We start from the raw sequence: 14971 nt of genomic DNA, 5'->3' as shown, positions 1-14971 counted from the left end.
GTCGCTGATTCTTACAGAACGCCCTGCGCCAGCATGGCATCGGCTACTTTGACAAAGCCGGCGACGTTGGCGCCGTCCACATAACTGAAACTGCCGTCTTCGCGTTCACCGTACTGCACGCAGGCCTGATGAATGCCACACATGATTTCCCGCAGGCGTTGCTCGACTTCTTCGCGAGTCCACGACAGGCGCATGGCATTCTGGCTCATTTCCAGGCCGGAAGTGGCCACGCCGCCGGCATTGCTCGCTTTGCCCGGCGCATAGAGCACCTTATTGGCCTCAAACAGTCTGGCGGCTTCGGTGGTGGTCGGCATATTGGCGCCTTCGGCCACGCAGAGTACGCCGTTTTTGATCAGTGTCGATGCATCCACGATATCCAGCTCGTTTTGCGTGGCGCAGGGCAATGCCACGTCAACAGGGACATTCCAGGGGCGAGTGCCTTCATGGAATTCGCTGCCCGTGCGTTGGGCATAGTCGCTGACGCGGCCATAGAGATGATTTTTAATGTCCCTCAACTCCGCCAGTTTTTCAGGAGTGAAACCGTCATTGTCAACGATAGTTCCGCTGGAATCGGAGACAGTGACAACTTTGGCGCCCAGTTCCATGGCTTTTTCCACGGCGTGCTGGGCCACGTTGCCGGAGCCCGACACGCTGACGCGCAGGCCATCGAACGAAAGGCCTTTTCGTTTGAGCATCTCCTGGACAAAATACACGGTGCCGTAGCCCGTCGCTTCAGGCCGGATCAGGGAGCCGCCAAAGCTCAGGCCCTTGCCGGTAAACACGCAGTCGGCCCGGTTGGTCAGCTTCTTCATCATGCCGGACAGGAAGCCGATTTCACGCCCGCCCACGCCAATATCGCCGGCAGGCACGTCAGTTTCGGCGCCAACGTGGCGGAACAGTTCGGTCATGAATGCCTGGCAGAAACGCATGACTTCATTGGGGCTTTTGCCTTTGGGGTCGAAGTCGGAGCCGCCTTTGCCGCCGCCCATGGGCAATGTGGTCAGCGCATTTTTGAAAGTCTGTTCAAAGGCTAAAAATTTCAGGATGGACAAATTGACCGAGGGGTGGAAACGCAGTCCGCCCTTGTAGGGGCCGATGGCCAGGCTGTGCTGAACGCGATAGCCGCGGTTGACTTGCACGGAACCATGGTCATCAATCCAGGCGACGCGGAACATGATGACGCGCTCAGGTTCGACCAGCCGGTCCAGCAAGCCATGCTCGGCGTATTTGGGAAAACGCGCAATGTAAGGCCACAGGCTTTCCATCACATCTGTTACTGCCTGCAGGTATTCATGCTGGCCGGGATTCAGTTGGGCCACATGGGCCAGAAATTCATTGCAGCTTTTATATTTCATTAATTGCATGCCTCAAATTGGTACGCGTGTAAAAAGGATGACAATCATTTCGCATAAGCGTCTCAATTTTTCCATTATTGATGGCCGCAAATTGACGCTGGAATCGAAAGCGCATGGCGCAGCTTGCTTGGCAGGCCGGCGCTGGAATTTCTTGCCGAAGGCGCTGCACAAACCGCCCGGATATTGGTCGAAAAACCATGATGATAATGCCAAGCTTTCGATCATGATGCCCATTCAAGACCTGCTCAATCGCATACGCTGGGACGAGGAATTCGGCCGCGCGCGATTTCAGATCGGCTATTATGATCGCATCGCGCATGCGCTGGTGCTGAAGGCGCTTGCCGACATCACGTTTCCCAAAGACAGCCGCGGCATTTTCGAATGGAATGACGCTGAGGGCGTGACCCATACTGTGCCGCTGCATCGCATTAAGCAGGTATTTCGCAACGGTAAACTGATCTGGCAGCGGAGTCATTGACTTCCGACATAAAGGAGCGTTTCGATTTGACAACTCCGGCCACGAAGCCAGCGCATAAAGATCACGGCTTTCACGCCGCCTATCTGAACCTGCTTGAAAGCGGCGAACTGGCGCGGCGTGCCGGCATCGCCCGCCAGCATCTGCAAGCTTGCGATCTTTGCGCGCGCTATTGTCGGGTCGATCGCCTGCGGACTCTGCAGGGCGCGGTATGCCGGATCGGAGAGCATGCCGTCGTATACAGTTACGGCGCCCATCACGGCGAAGAAGACGTACTGCGCGGCCGGAACGGCTCGGGAACGATTTTCTTCAGCGGCTGCAATCTGCGCTGCGAGTTTTGCCAGAACTGGCAGATCAGCCAGAAAAGGGCGGGACACCAGGCGATAACGGAGGAACTGGCGGCCATGATGCTGGATTTGCAAGCCCAAGGCTGTCATAACATTAATTTTGTCAGCCCCAGCCATGTGGTGGCGCAGATTCTTGAAGCGACGCTGATCGCGGCCCGCCAGGGGCTCAGGCTGCCTCTGGTGTACAATACCGGCGGCTACGACAGTCCCGAGGCCCTCGCCTTGCTGGATGGCGTCATCGATATCTACATGCCGGACATGAAATACGGCGACTCCGTGACAGCCCACCGCTATTCCCATGTGCGCGATTATTGGGAAGTCAACCGGGCAGCGGTCAGGGAAATGCACCGCCAGGTCGGTGATCTGCAGTTGGGCGAGAATGGCCTGGCTTACCGCGGCCTATTGGTTCGGCACCTGGTCCTGCCGAACGGGTTGGCCGGGACTGAAAAGGTTCTGGCGTTCATTGCCCGGGAGATTTCCACGAATACCTATCTCAATCTGATGGCTCAGTATTTTCCTTGCTATCGAGCCGGCGAAATTCCGGAATTGTCCCGCCCGGTCAGCGCGGCGGAATATCGGGAGGCTCTGGACATCGCCCGGCGGCTCGGCCTGGCCCGGCTGTCCGGTTGATGGCCGCCGTGGCGATGGAGGCGGGTGCCGAAAGTGGGTGTTTCAGGCGCAGCCGCCTCCGAATTAAAGAGAAGACGCGGGTTAATGCCTCTGGCTTTCCAATAACGTATGCACACGCTCCATATTGGCTACAACGCCATGGTGTTGCATTTCGACCATTTCGCGAATATCAGGAGGCAGGTCTTCCTGCAAGGCTTTTTCATAAGCCTCCACGGCATACTGTTCGCCGCGCTCGCATTCTTCCAGTATTGAGCTTTTGTCGACGCCGGCTATTGCCGCCTTCAAATTTGCCCAAACGCGATGAGCGGCGCCTGCAAAACTGCCTTCGGTTTCCGGTTCGCCGCCCAGGCGGCGTACTTCTTCTTGCAGCATCGCGGCGCCTTCGGCGCACCGTTGAGACGTTTTAGTGAAAAAATTCAAGAGTTCCGGATCGGTGACTTCCTCCGCGCAATCGTGGAATTCCCGCTCGCCGTCTTTGGATACTTCGATCAGATCGTTAAGGACGGAAATTGTTTCTTCGTTAGTCATGGGAATACTCCTCGGAAATATTTCTCTACAGGGAGTGTTACCGGATATGTCAGTTTGAGTGATGTTTTCGATAACAACCAATTCGACTTGGCAGCCTCGGGGAAAGTTCAGGCAAACCGTTAATGCGCAAGGGTGCCGGCGCGTGGCCGGGCTTTTTCAGCCGGCGAAGCTACCGGCTTTGAATTGCTACTGTTACAATCGGTTTAACGATAAAGCCAGCCAGAGGATTTGATATGAAACAAAGATTGATATACGGAGCCTTGTTTTTCAGTATTTGCATGCCCGCGGCACACGCCGAGGACATCGGTTGCGTGACCACCGCCTGGAAACTGATCGGCGCCAACCACAAGGTGTGCGTGCAGGCTTTCGATGATCCCAAAGTGCAGGGCGTCACTTGCCATATCAGCCAGGCCAAGACCGGCGGTATTGCCGGCACGTTCGGCGTTGCCGAAGACCCGTCCCAGTTTTCGATCGCCTGCCGACAGGTCGGCCCGATCATTATCAATGGCAAATTGCCGAAAGAGGAGACCGCTTTCACCGAAGGTACCTCGCTGTTTTTCAAGGAAACACGCGTTTCCCGTCTGTTTGATGTCAAACGTAACACGCTGATTTATCTCGCCATCAGCCGCAAGCTGATCGAAGGCGCGCCTGCCAGCAGTATCTCCACCGTACCCATCATGCCGTGGGGCGGCCAGTAATGTCGCCGGCTACAGCAGATTTTCACCAATGGGTTTGTTGGCATATAGAGCATACCAACCGAAAGCGATGCGATAAACCAGCCATAATACGGCCAACAGCAGCACGTAACCGCCGCCCATGAATAATGTCAGCCCGCTGAGCGCGAATAACGCTAAAGCGACCCAGACGGTTTTGATTTGCCAGTCGAAATGGGATTCCAGCCATGTGCCCACGACTTCTTTCCGTTTCACCAGATTGATGACGACGCCTATCAGCAATGGCAGGCCCGCCAGCGCAAATGCCAATACTTGACACAGATAGACAACCGCGGTAATGGTTTTTAATTTGTTCAGTTTTTCATTATTTTCAGGTTCCGTCTGAGTAGTATTGTCAGTCATGATCAACCTCCAAAATGGTTGCATTAATCTATTCTTAACTTTGGACAGCTATTTTTTAAGACTATCCCAACAAAAAGAGCGGCCTTGTTAATATAAGGAAAACATTTGCTTATGTTTGCTAGCGCACTGAATAGTTTGAAAAAATAAGATATTAATTAACATTTGATATAACCTCGGCGAGCTTTGTCTCGCTCATGGAGGAGATGTGTATGTTGGTAAAGTTCATGACTAGATCGCATGCTGATATCATTCTGTTTGGCGACATCGCGCAACGGTTACTGAAAATGATGGGACACAGCGGAGCCGTGCCCGGCGCCATTTCGATCGATGAAGTTCCCGCGGCGCTTGATCGTTTGAAAAACGCGGTTCAGGCGGAAGCGGCGTCTGCCGAAATGCCTGAAAATGCCCGGGGCGACGACAATGAACCGGTTGTCAGCCTTAAACATCGGGCTTTGCCGTTAATTGAATTGTTTACCGCCGCAGCGCGGGACAACAGTTATGTGATGTGGCAAAAAATGTAGCGACCGGAGACGAGCCTGCCTTGGCGATACACTACGCCGCTCATAAGCCGCATAGCAGTTTAAGCGGAAAATTAAATTAAATGGAGAATGCCATGCGCAAACATGTATTTTTAATAGGACTCATGCTGATGGGTTTTTCTCTATCGGGGTGTGGCTATAATGAGCTTCAGACCACGGACGAGCAGATCGCCGCCAGTTGGAGCGAGGTGCTGAACCAGTATCAGCGGCGCGCCGATCTGGTGCCGAACCTGGTCAATGTGGTAAAAGGCTATGCCAGTCATGAAAGCGAAGTATTGACCCGGGTCACGGAAGCCAGGGCCAGAGTCGGCTCAATCCAGGCGACGCCCGATTTGATCAATGATAATGAGGCTTTTACCCGATTTCAGGACGCACAGGGCGAACTGTCCGCCGCATTGACGCGCCTGGTGGCGGTGGCCGAAAATTATCCGCAGTTGAAAGCCGACGGCCTGTTCCGGGATTTGCAGGCGCAGCTGGAAGGCACGGAAAACCGCATTGCCGTCGCGCGTAATCGTTATATTAACGCCGTACGGGAATACAATGTGACCGTGCGTTCTTTCCCGACCAATCTAACTGCGATGATGTTCGGATATAAGACCAAGCCTTCGTTGATAGTGGAAAATGCTCAGCAGATCACTACGCCGCCGAAAGTCGATTTTAACGCCAGACCACCGGGTATGCCGGATCCTGCTGCCGGCGGAAACTAAGGTCGTGGCGCCACGCTTGATGATTATTGCCGTGCTTTTGCTGGCGGCAGGTTTTGCCGTGGCCGAGGTGCCGGTTCCTGCCCTGCAGGCGCGGGTCACCGATTTGACCGGTACGCTTTCTCCGGCGCAACAAAGCAAGCTTGAGCAGGTATTAACGAATTTCGAGGCGCGCAAGGGCAGCCAGATCGCCGTATTGATCATTCCGACAACACAGCCGGAGGCCATTGAACAATATGCCATGCGCGTGGTGGAAGCATGGCAGCTCGGCAGGGAAGGTGTGGACGACGGCGTGTTGCTGCTGGTCGCGAAGGAGGACCGGGCGCTGCGTATCGAAGTCGGGTACGGACTGGAAGGCGTCATTCCCGATGCCGTGGCCAAGCGCGTGATCAGCGAGATCATCATCCCCTACTTTAAGCGCAACGATTATTTCGGCGGTATCGAAGCCGGTGTCAATCGCCTGATCCGCCTGATCGACGGCGAACCTTTGCCGCCGCCGAGACAGAAGGATGTGTCCTGGTCCGGTTTCGAGGACTTTCTGCCGGTCGGATTTCTCGTGGTTTTGATCGGAGCCGGCGTGCTGCGCATGATTTTCGGCCGCTTGCTGGGAGCATCTATCGTGGGCGGTCTGGTGGGCATTTTGTTCTGGATTATCGTAGGCTCCTTGCTAGGCGCCGTGATCGCGGGTCTGTTCGGCTTCCTGTTTTCTCTGGGTGGCATGCGTACCGGCGGCTATTGGCCCGGCGGTGGCGGTTTTGGCGGTGGCCGTGGCGGCGGATTCGGTGGCGGCGGTGGCGGCTTTGGCGGCGGCGGCGCGTCAGGTCACTGGCGGATCGCTTTGGCCGGAGACTGCGGCAGGGTTTTTTATTATGGAAAGCGGCTCGGGAAAGCAGGTGCTTTAGGCGAAGTCGTCCGGGTTGACAGAGACAGAATCCATGAACCTTAAGCGCATTATCAGGCATCTGTGCACTGACCGCTGGATGGTCAGGCGGGCTTTGCCGGCCCATGCCATGCAGGCCATTGAGGCCGCGATTGGTCAGGCCGAAGCCGGCCATCAAGGGCAAATTCGTTTCGCTGTTGAAACGTCGCTGGACTGGGAAGCGCTATTAAAAGACCAGACAGCGCGCGAGCGGGCCATTGATGTCTTTTCTCAATTGCGTGTCTGGGATACCGCCCAGAATAACGGCGTGCTGATTTATTTGTTATTCGCGGACCATGATGTCGAAATCGTTGCGGACCGGGGCATAGATCGCTGCGTGGGATCGCAGGGATGGGAAACGATCTGTCAGGACATGGAATCGGCATTCAGGAACAAGCAGTTTGAAGCGGGCGTTATCCGCGGTATCAAGGCTGTAAGCGGGCATCTGGCCCGGCATTATCCGGGGCAGGGCGATCAGGATAATGAACTGCCTGATCGGCCGGTTCATTTGTAGAAAACAGAAAAATTCGGCCTGTGTGCGGCAGGAATGCCGCAAGTATGTTGTTTTATTTCTTGCGGCTGAGTTTTTATGTAGGATAATTGACTCGTCCACAGCAGGTTACCGCCGGTATGCTGGGTTAAGCGCCAGTCAAAACGGTATAGAGTTCATTCTGACAACTAGAAAAGAAATGTACATTCTATATTTCAGGCCCGTAATCGGAGGGCCGAATCAAATCCTTGGACCATGCAGTGCCTGATTCAATCTATTTAAAGCACGAGCGATTTTTTGCGGGCCGGGCGGCTTGGCTGCCGATTCCCGTTCTGTTTGCCGCGATTATCATGTTATGGGCGCTGGACTTGCAAGTATCGGTTGAACTGCCTTACCTGCAGATTGGGTTGTATTTCTGCCTGTCGACGCTGGTGTCGTTGCTTATCGCTTACCTGATCGGCTGTAGCTTTATGAACTGCGGCTTGCCGGGATTATTGTTACTGGTCTGCGGCGCCCTGTTCTGGGGGGCGGCCGGATTTCTGACCGGCATCGCCATGTTGACAAGCGATGGCTTCGAGCCTGTTGATTTGAATACCCAAGTGACGATTAATAATATCTGTGTCTGGATATCGTCCCTGTGTCATTTGGCGGGGGCGGCCTTTTCACTGCGGTGGAAACTCACCTTGCGCCCATCGTACCTCTGGCTCGTGGCTGGCTATATGGCAGTTTTTGGCGTTGTAGGGCTAGTCGTTTGGGCCGCGTTCTCGGGTTGGACGCCGGTTTTCTTCGTGCAGGGCCAGGGCGGGACGCCGGTGCGGCAATTCGTGCTGGGTTCCGGCATTGCCATGTTCGTGTTCACGGTTTTCCTGCTGCGCTCGATGAGCCAGTTAAGTTCGTCCTTTTCCATGTACGGATATTCCCTCGCATTGCTGCTGCTTGCGGACGGGCTATTCGGCATTATGATCAAATCTGTCTACGCCAGTCCGCTGTGCTGGGCGGCGCTTGCGGCGCAATTGCTAGGCAGTGTCTATATGCTGGTCGCGGCTTTCGTATTGATACGTGAATCCGGCATGCTTGCAATCCGGCTGGAGCGGCCGACAAACTGCAGCCAATATTATTACGGTGTGACTATTGCGATAGTCACGGTCGCCGCTATCGTGCGCCTGGTGTTCTTTCAGGAACTGGGGATGCGCGTCGCCTTTATAACATTTTTTCCGGCCGTGATGATCGCCGCGCTCTACGGCGGCCTGCGCGCGGGCTTTTTGGCTATTGTGCTCTCGAGCTTGTTGGCGGATTACTTCTGGATTGGGCAGGCGTGGCGATTTTCAATTGAAGAACCGGGTGATTGGCTGGGTATCGCGGTTTTCATCGTCAGTGGCATCATGATTTCCTGGATCACGGAAGCCATGCATCGCGCTCAGGCGCGGGTCGCCGTGGCCGAGACCGAAGCCCGGTTTGTGGCTGAACGCAAGAGCAAGGAAGCCGAGCTTCAGAAGCTGAACCGGACGCTCAGCATCATCATGCGCAGCAGCCAGATCATGATGCGCGCTACTGATGAAATGGCGTATCTGAATGAGCTATGCCGGATCATTGCTGAAGACTGCGAGCACACGATGGTATGGATAGGCTATGCGGATCATGATGAAAACAAGACTGTCCGGCCGGTTGCCCACGCCGGTTTCGAGAAAAGTTATCTCGAACGTTTGAACATCTCCTGGGCGGATAACGAGCGAGGACGCGGCCCTACGGGGGCCTGCATCCGTACCGGCAAGCCCAATATCTGTCGCAATACATTGGCCAATCCCCATTTCAAGTCCTGGCGCGAAGAGGCGTTAAAGAAGGGATATCCCTCGTCTCTGGTCTTCCCCCTGTTTGCCGATGCCGGCTACCAGCTCGATTTTTTCCTTACGAAAGGCTACGCCTCGGCGCTGGCCTTTCCCTTGTTTGCCGATAATGCCGTCTTCGGTGCCATCACTATCTATTCCACGGAACCGGAACTCTTCTCAGAAGATGAAATTAAACTGCTCGCCGAGTTGGCGGACGATCTCAGCTTTGGCATTACGGCGCTCAGGCTGCGCGAGGAGAATAAACAGGCCGAGGCAGCGCTGCAGCGCAGTGAAGAACGGTACCGCACACTCTTCGAGACGATGACCGAGGGGCTCTCGTTCGATGAAATCATCTGTGATGAGGCTGGCAAGCCTTGCGATTTGCGCGTCCTGGAAGTCAATCCGGCGTTTGAGCATCAGACGGGCTTGAAGGCTGGCGATATCGTTGGCCGGACCATTCTCGATGTGTTCCCGGAAACCCGGTCCTCATGGTTCGAGATTTATGGCAAAGTGGCTCTGACCGGTGAGCCTGCGCATTTTGAAATGTGGGCCGGCGCCCTGGGGCGATGTTTTGAAATCAGCGCGTTCCAGACCGAGCCGGGCCGGCTGGGGGTTATATTTTTCGATGTGACCGACCGCAAGCGTGCCGCGGAAGCATTGCAGGAAGCCCATCGCCGCAAGGATCAGTTTCTTGCCATGCTCGCTCACGAGCTGCGCAACCCGCTGGGGCCCATCTGTAATGCCGTGCGGGTGCTGAGAAAAATTGATCATCCCCATCCTACGGCCGAGTGGGGATACGATGTTATCGACCGGCAAGTGCAGCATATGGCCCGACTGCTGGATGATCTGCTCGATACCGCCCGTATCATGCAGGGCAAGATTATATTGCAGAATCAGCGTATCAATCTGGACGATGTGATCGCCTGCGCCGTTGAAAGCTGCCGCCCGTTCCTCGAGTCCAAAAATCACCGTCTCGCGCTGTCTTTGCCGACGGAACCGCGATGGCTGGAAGGCGATGCGATGCGTCTGGAACAAGTTATGATGAACCTGCTGAACAATGCGATCAAGTACACGCCGGAGGGCGGCGACATCAAACTGAACGTTATGGAGAAAAACGGTTGGGCGGTGATCCGGGTTCAGGATACCGGTATTGGTATCGAGCCGAAATTGCTGCCGCATGTGTTCGATATTTTTATCCAGGCGGATTGCTCGCTTGCCCACTCTCAAGGCGGCTTGGGACTGGGCCTGAACCTGGTGCAGCGTCTGGTCGAGCTACATGGCGGCTCGGTCACGGCCGCCAGCGCGGGCCTTGACCAGGGCAGTGAATTCACCGTCAGACTGCCGCTTCTGCCGGTTGAGCATGTGACTATCGCATCGACATCCGAGCCGGTCTTGGCCAACGCTTGTGACGCAGCCCCGAAATTCCGGATTTTGGTGGTCGATGACAATATTGATGGCGCTGAAAGCCTTGCCGTTCTGCTGCGTATGTCTGGGCATGAGGTGATAACCGTGGCTTGCGGCGCTGATGCGCTGACATGTTCGACTGATTTTCGACCTCAAATCGTTATACTCGATATCGGGCTGCCTGACATGGACGGCTACGAGGTTGCCCAGCGGTTACGTCAGTCGCCGGAAAGCCGGTACGCGAAGCTGATCGCCGTAACCGGGTACGGACAGGATGAGGATAGACAGTTTTCGCGGCAGGCCGGTTTCGATTACCATTTTCTTAAGCCGGTCGATTTTCATGCGATCAACGAGATTTTGATGACGGTTTCCAGCGGCACTGTGCCGTCGTTGCCGTCTTAATGAAACGGGAATAACCAGGCTAACCCTCAAGATGAGTCGCCTATATTAGAACAATATCAATTGTGCATAAATGCAAACGGCAACACAATTGCTTGTGTTGCCGTTTGTCAAAATGCGTTTTAGATGATGACGCTTACATCATCAGCCTGCGGGCCTTTTTGGCCTTGCGAGATGCTGAATTGTACTTTTTGTCCTTCATCCAGTGAACGGTAACCGCCTGAACTCAGGATACTTTTGAAATGTACGAAAACATCAGGGCCTGATTTTTGTTCGATAAAGCCGAAACCTTTTTCAGAGTTAAACCATTTAACGATGCCGGTAGTCATTGTAGACATAATAAGTCCTATAGATATATTTAATTAAAGCCTGTATAGGCTGGTAGAGCTGGTAAATTTGGAAATTACAAATGAAGTACAGGACGAGAAACTAAATGAAGAGACGTCGAAATGGAAAACAAAGGGTAAATCATATTTTCTAGCTGACGCCCATTGTAGGCGTTATTCCGGTGATGTCAAACTTTATTTTTGCAAGCGCCGGATTTTATCCGGGGTGAAGCGCTGTTGATCGGCATCTGTTTTCAGGATCGTTGTTTTTGAAAATACCGGTAGTCATCTCACCGCCAGCGGATGTACTATCTGGCTAAAAGATAGCTTGAATCAGCTCAGGAGCACACCATGAACGATAAAGAATGGGTCGCCCGGCATGCGGTCCAGCAGGTTGAGGATGGCATGATCGTCGGTCTCGGCACCGGTTCGACCGCCAATTATTTTATTGATGAACTTGCACGGCGCCATGCCGATGAAGGCCTGCAGGTGACCGCGGCGGCCAGTTCCGTGGTCAGCACGATCCGGGCCCGGGAGCGCGGGCTGCCGCTGGTGGCGCTGGAGCATCTGAGCCGGCTCGATCTTTATGTCGACGGCGCCGATGAAGTGACGCCGGACATGACCCTGCTGAAAGGCCGCGGCTACGATCTGGTGAGGGAAAAGCTGCTGGCCAGGGCCAGCGATATGTTCCTCGTGCTGGTCGACCGGAGCAAGCAGGTAGGGCGTATCGGCGAGCATTTCCCTGTGCCGGTCGAGGTTATGCCGTTCGCCTGGCAGCTGGTCAAAAAGCGGCTCGAAGCGCTGGGCGGGCGCGGCGATTTGCGCCGGAATGCCGCTAATGACGGGCTGGCCGTGACCTCGCACGGCAGTCTGGTGCTCGATATGGTTTTCGATCCGGCGTTCGAGATTGAAGCGCTGGACGCCGCCCTGAACGATACGCCGGGCGTCGTCGAGCACGGCATTTTTCGCGGGCTGGCCAGCGCCGTGTTTATCGCGGCCGAAGGGCAGATACAGGAATACTGGGCTACGCAGTGTTAGCGGTGCGTGCTTGGTGGCATGATTTTTCACTGTAGGTTTATTTAAGGAGTCATTATGATAGAGAAAGACCAAGAAGCACCTTTTTTCCGGGCGATGGACCAGAACAACAAACTGGTATACTTATCGGAGTTCTTTGGCAAGAATGTCGTGCTGTATTTCTATCCGAAAGACGATACGCCCGGCTGCACGATAGAAGCCAACGACTTTACCTCGCTGGCCCAGGATTTCGCCGATCTCGATACCGTCGTGATCGGCGTCAGCAAAGATACCTGCGAATGCCACAGGGCTTTTATCGACAAATACAACCTGAACATACCGTTGCTGGCCGACACCTCGGGTGACTTGTGCAACAAGTACGGCGTCTGGCAGGAAGTTGAAAAGGAAGGCGAAAAGAAGATGAAAATCGTGCGTTCGACGTTCATCATCAACAAGGACGGCAAGGTGGAAGAGGCCATGTACAACGTCAATCCCGAAGGACACGCGCAGGAAGTATTGGAGAAGGTCAGGCAGTTAGCACCCAAAACCGAAAGTGAAGAAGCTGCCGGCTGATTGCTGAAACAGTAACCACAGAGGGCACGGAGCGTCCGAAATAATTTTATCTGCGCTTTCTGTGGCAATTATGATCCATCTTCAAATGGTCAGGACTTACACAAACCTGTGGGGCGACTTCGCCTAAAGCGCCTACTGTTGGCAGTCGCCTCTTGGGTCTGAAATGGGCGACTGAAGTCGCCCCCACAGGTTTTAGAACCGCTTGTTTCGACGGTTGAACAGGCAAACTGCGTAAGTCCTGACCCTATCAGTTACCAATCACTATCCCAACCCGACAATGACCAAACCCAGGCACGATTTTTTTTCCACAGGACTCAACGAATCCGATCCCGAAATAGGACAAGCCATTGCCAGCGAATTAAATCGTCAGTACGACCAGATCGAACTGATTGCGTCGGAGAATTTTGTCAGCCGCGCGGTATTGCAGGCGCAGGGCTCCATCCTGACCAACAAGACCGTCGAAGGCTATCCGGGGGCGCGCTATTACGGCGGCGCCGAATTCGCCGATCGCGTCGAACAGCTGGCGATTGACCGGGCCTGCCGTCTGTTCAACTGCCGCTACGCCAACGTACAGCCGCATTCGGGCAGCAATGCCAACCAGGCGGCTTTCCTGGCCCTGCTCGGCTACGGCGATACCATCCTGTCCATGGATGTGGCGGCAGGCGGTCATATCAGCCACGGCCATCCGGCAACCCAGACCGGGCGGCGCTACCGCATCGCCAGCTATGGCGTGAGCCGTGAGGACGAATGCATCGATTATGCCGACGTGCGCCGGCTCGCGCAGGCACACAGACCCAAGCTGATCATTGCCGGCGGCTCGGCCTACAGCCGGATCATTGATTTTCCTTATTTAAAAAAGATCGCCGATGAAGTCGGGGCTTACCTGCTGGTCGATATGGCGCATTTCGCCGGCCTGGTCGCGACCGGTTATTATCCCGATCCGTTTCCGCACGCCCACGTCGTGACCACGACCACCTACAAGAGCTTGCGCGGCGCGCGCGGCGGCCTGATTCTGACCAATGACGAGACTATCGCCCGGAAAATCGCGGCGGCGGTTTTTCCCGGCGTGCAGGGCTCGTTGCTGCTGCATGCGATCGCCGGCAAGGCCGTGTGTCTGGGCGAAGCGCTGCAGCCCGAATTCAAGTCTTATAATGCCCAGGTGCTGGCCAACGCCAGAATCCTGGCCGAGGGGCTGGCGAAGGCGGGGTACCGCATCGTGTCCGGGCAAACCGATACCGGGCTTATGCTGGTCGATTTGACGGCCAAGGGACTTGACGGCGCCCGGGTCGTGGCCGCGCTGGAAAAGGCGGGGCTGACCTGCAACAAGAACCTGATTCCGTTCGATCCGCTGCCGGCCGAGACCGCCTCGGGAATCCGGCTGTCGGCCAATGCCGGCACGACGCGCGGCTTCGGCACGTCCGAGTTTGCGCAAATCGCCGGTTGGATCGCCGAAGTACTGGACGGGCTGGCTGGAAATGCCGGTCATGCGGCTGTGCAAGCCCGTTTCCGCGAGCAGGTTTCAGCCTTGTGCCGGGCTTTTCCGATTTATCCTGAAAGCTGATGTGATGCCTGCGGCGTGCTAACCACGAAGGTCATGAGCATTCTTTGAGGACTGTGAACCTTCGTGTTCTTCGTGGCAAAAATTCCCGGGTTTGCCTAATATTTGCTGAAATTTAACCATTGCATTCCTAAAAGGCTAAGCGCATGAAAACGATACTGTGTTATGGCGATTCCAACACCTGGGGCTATATCCCGGGCCAGGGCCGGCGCTATGCGCCTGACATACGCTGGCCCGGCATTCTGAGCCGCGAACTCGGCGATGATTATCGTATTGTCGAGGAGGGCCTCAGCGGGCGCTATACGGTCTGGGACGAGCCGTTCCGGCCCGGCCGCAACGGCGCGGCACTGCTGCTGCCGCTGCTGCAATCGCACGCGCCGCTGGACCTGGTGATCCTGATGCTGGGCACGAACGACGTGCTGCATTTCAGGGATAATACGGCGTTCGACGCGGCGCGCGGCGCGGAAATATTGGTCGATATCGTGCAAAGAAGCAGTTGCGGCGTGGATGATTTGCCGCCTGATGTGCTATTGGTCAGTCCGCCCAAAATCACCCGGCTCTCCGCCGAACTGAGCCTGAAGTGCCATGGCGAGCCTGATAAGTCGGCCGAGTTCGTGCAATATTACGCCGCTGTCGCCAGCGCCGCTGGATGTTATTTCATCGATGCCGCCGAGTATTGCAATCCGACCCCCGTCGATGGCGTGCATCTGGATGAAGCCGGGCATTTGGCGTTGGGTTTGGCGATGGCCGCAAAAGTGCAGGCCTGTGTATAAGCAGACCGAATAAGAGAAGCGTTTTCGTCAGAGCA

Annotated in this window: 16 protein-coding genes; 12 read left to right on the top strand and 4 right to left on the bottom strand. The window is 55.4% G+C overall.

What is annotated here, in order from left to right; all coding sequences use genetic code 11:
• Window positions 1-11: 11 nt before the first annotated feature.
• Window positions 12-1355: an NADP-specific glutamate dehydrogenase gene (gene gdhA / locus EK22_RS05200; protein WP_036248720.1), complete on the bottom strand. Its 1344-nt coding sequence runs from the start codon at window positions 1353-1355 to the stop codon at window positions 12-14.
• A gap of 37 nt (window positions 1356-1392) precedes the next feature.
• Here gdhA and EK22_RS25185 point away from each other — a divergent pair, with 37 nt between their 5' ends.
• Window positions 1393-1833: a DUF504 domain-containing protein gene (locus EK22_RS25185; protein WP_235209224.1), complete on the top strand. Its 441-nt coding sequence runs from the start codon at window positions 1393-1395 to the stop codon at window positions 1831-1833.
• Window positions 1834-1859: 26 nt separating this feature from the next.
• Entirely contained in the window at window positions 1860-2807 is a 948-nt protein-coding gene (locus EK22_RS05190; protein ID WP_235209223.1) for a radical SAM protein, read from the top strand.
• An 81-nt stretch (window positions 2808-2888) separates the two neighbouring features.
• Here the strand turns inward: EK22_RS05190 and EK22_RS05185 are convergent, their stop codons facing one another.
• A complete protein-coding gene (locus tag EK22_RS05185) occupies window positions 2889-3335 on the bottom strand; it encodes a PA2169 family four-helix-bundle protein (RefSeq protein ID WP_020157780.1) in 447 nt (148 codons plus the stop codon).
• Between the two features lie 233 nt (window positions 3336-3568).
• Between EK22_RS05185 and EK22_RS05180 the strand changes: the two genes are divergently transcribed.
• The gene (locus EK22_RS05180) at window positions 3569-4033 is read left to right on the top strand and encodes a CreA family protein (RefSeq protein WP_020157779.1); all 465 of its coding nucleotides are present in this window, start codon (window positions 3569-3571) and stop codon (window positions 4031-4033) included.
• 9 nt (window positions 4034-4042) lie between these two features.
• Here EK22_RS05180 and EK22_RS05175 read toward each other — a convergent pair whose 3' ends face one another.
• Entirely contained in the window at window positions 4043-4411 is a 369-nt protein-coding gene (locus EK22_RS05175) for a DUF4870 family protein (protein WP_036248718.1), read from the bottom strand.
• A 194-nt stretch (window positions 4412-4605) separates the two neighbouring features.
• Between EK22_RS05175 and EK22_RS05170 the strand changes: the two genes are divergently transcribed.
• From EK22_RS05170 to EK22_RS23035, 5 genes are all read left to right on the top strand, one after another.
• Window positions 4606-4932, top strand: a complete 327-nt coding sequence (locus EK22_RS05170) for a DUF1840 domain-containing protein (protein ID WP_332248850.1) — start codon at window positions 4606-4608, stop codon at window positions 4930-4932.
• Between the two features lie 92 nt (window positions 4933-5024).
• Window positions 5025-5657 carry a LemA family protein gene (locus tag EK22_RS05165; RefSeq protein ID WP_027147015.1) on the top strand — a complete coding sequence of 211 codons (633 nt, stop codon included), beginning with the start codon at window positions 5025-5027 and terminating at the stop codon, window positions 5655-5657.
• A gap of 19 nt (window positions 5658-5676) precedes the next feature.
• Entirely contained in the window at window positions 5677-6600 is a 924-nt protein-coding gene (locus EK22_RS25500; protein ID WP_036248715.1) for a TPM domain-containing protein, read from the top strand.
• Complete coding sequence (locus tag EK22_RS05155; RefSeq protein WP_036248712.1) at window positions 6590-7087, top strand: TPM domain-containing protein; 498 nt, start codon at window positions 6590-6592, stop codon at window positions 7085-7087. The genes EK22_RS25500 and EK22_RS05155 overlap by 11 nt, the downstream gene beginning before the upstream one ends.
• A gap of 236 nt (window positions 7088-7323) precedes the next feature.
• Window positions 7324-10695, top strand: a complete 3372-nt coding sequence (locus EK22_RS23035) for a hybrid sensor histidine kinase/response regulator (protein ID WP_152565004.1) — start codon at window positions 7324-7326, stop codon at window positions 10693-10695.
• A 119-nt stretch (window positions 10696-10814) separates the two neighbouring features.
• Here the strand turns inward: EK22_RS23035 and EK22_RS05145 are convergent, their stop codons facing one another.
• Entirely contained in the window at window positions 10815-11021 is a 207-nt protein-coding gene (locus EK22_RS05145) for a cold-shock protein (protein ID WP_020157772.1), read from the bottom strand.
• 348 nt (window positions 11022-11369) lie between these two features.
• Between EK22_RS05145 and rpiA the strand changes: the two genes are divergently transcribed.
• The 4 genes from rpiA (at window position 11370) to EK22_RS05125 (ending at window position 14936) form a co-directional block, all read left to right on the top strand.
• Entirely contained in the window at window positions 11370-12056 is a 687-nt protein-coding gene (rpiA, locus tag EK22_RS05140; protein ID WP_036248709.1) for a ribose-5-phosphate isomerase RpiA, read from the top strand.
• Window positions 12057-12110: 54 nt separating this feature from the next.
• Entirely contained in the window at window positions 12111-12605 is a 495-nt protein-coding gene (locus tag EK22_RS05135; RefSeq protein ID WP_036248708.1) for a peroxiredoxin, read from the top strand.
• Between the two features lie 277 nt (window positions 12606-12882).
• The gene (gene glyA / locus EK22_RS05130) at window positions 12883-14166 is read left to right on the top strand and encodes a serine hydroxymethyltransferase (RefSeq protein ID WP_036248706.1); all 1284 of its coding nucleotides are present in this window, start codon (window positions 12883-12885) and stop codon (window positions 14164-14166) included.
• A 143-nt stretch (window positions 14167-14309) separates the two neighbouring features.
• Window positions 14310-14936 carry an SGNH/GDSL hydrolase family protein gene (locus EK22_RS05125; protein WP_036248703.1) on the top strand — a complete coding sequence of 209 codons (627 nt, stop codon included), beginning with the start codon at window positions 14310-14312 and terminating at the stop codon, window positions 14934-14936.
• Window positions 14937-14971: the final 35 nt, after the last annotated feature.

The organism is Methylobacter sp. BBA5.1 (assembly GCF_000746145.1).
GTDB lineage: Bacteria > Pseudomonadota > Gammaproteobacteria > Methylococcales > Methylomonadaceae > Methylobacter > Methylobacter marinus.
The sequence above is the reverse complement of the archived record's forward strand: the minus strand, read 5'-3'. Positions and strand labels throughout refer to the sequence as shown.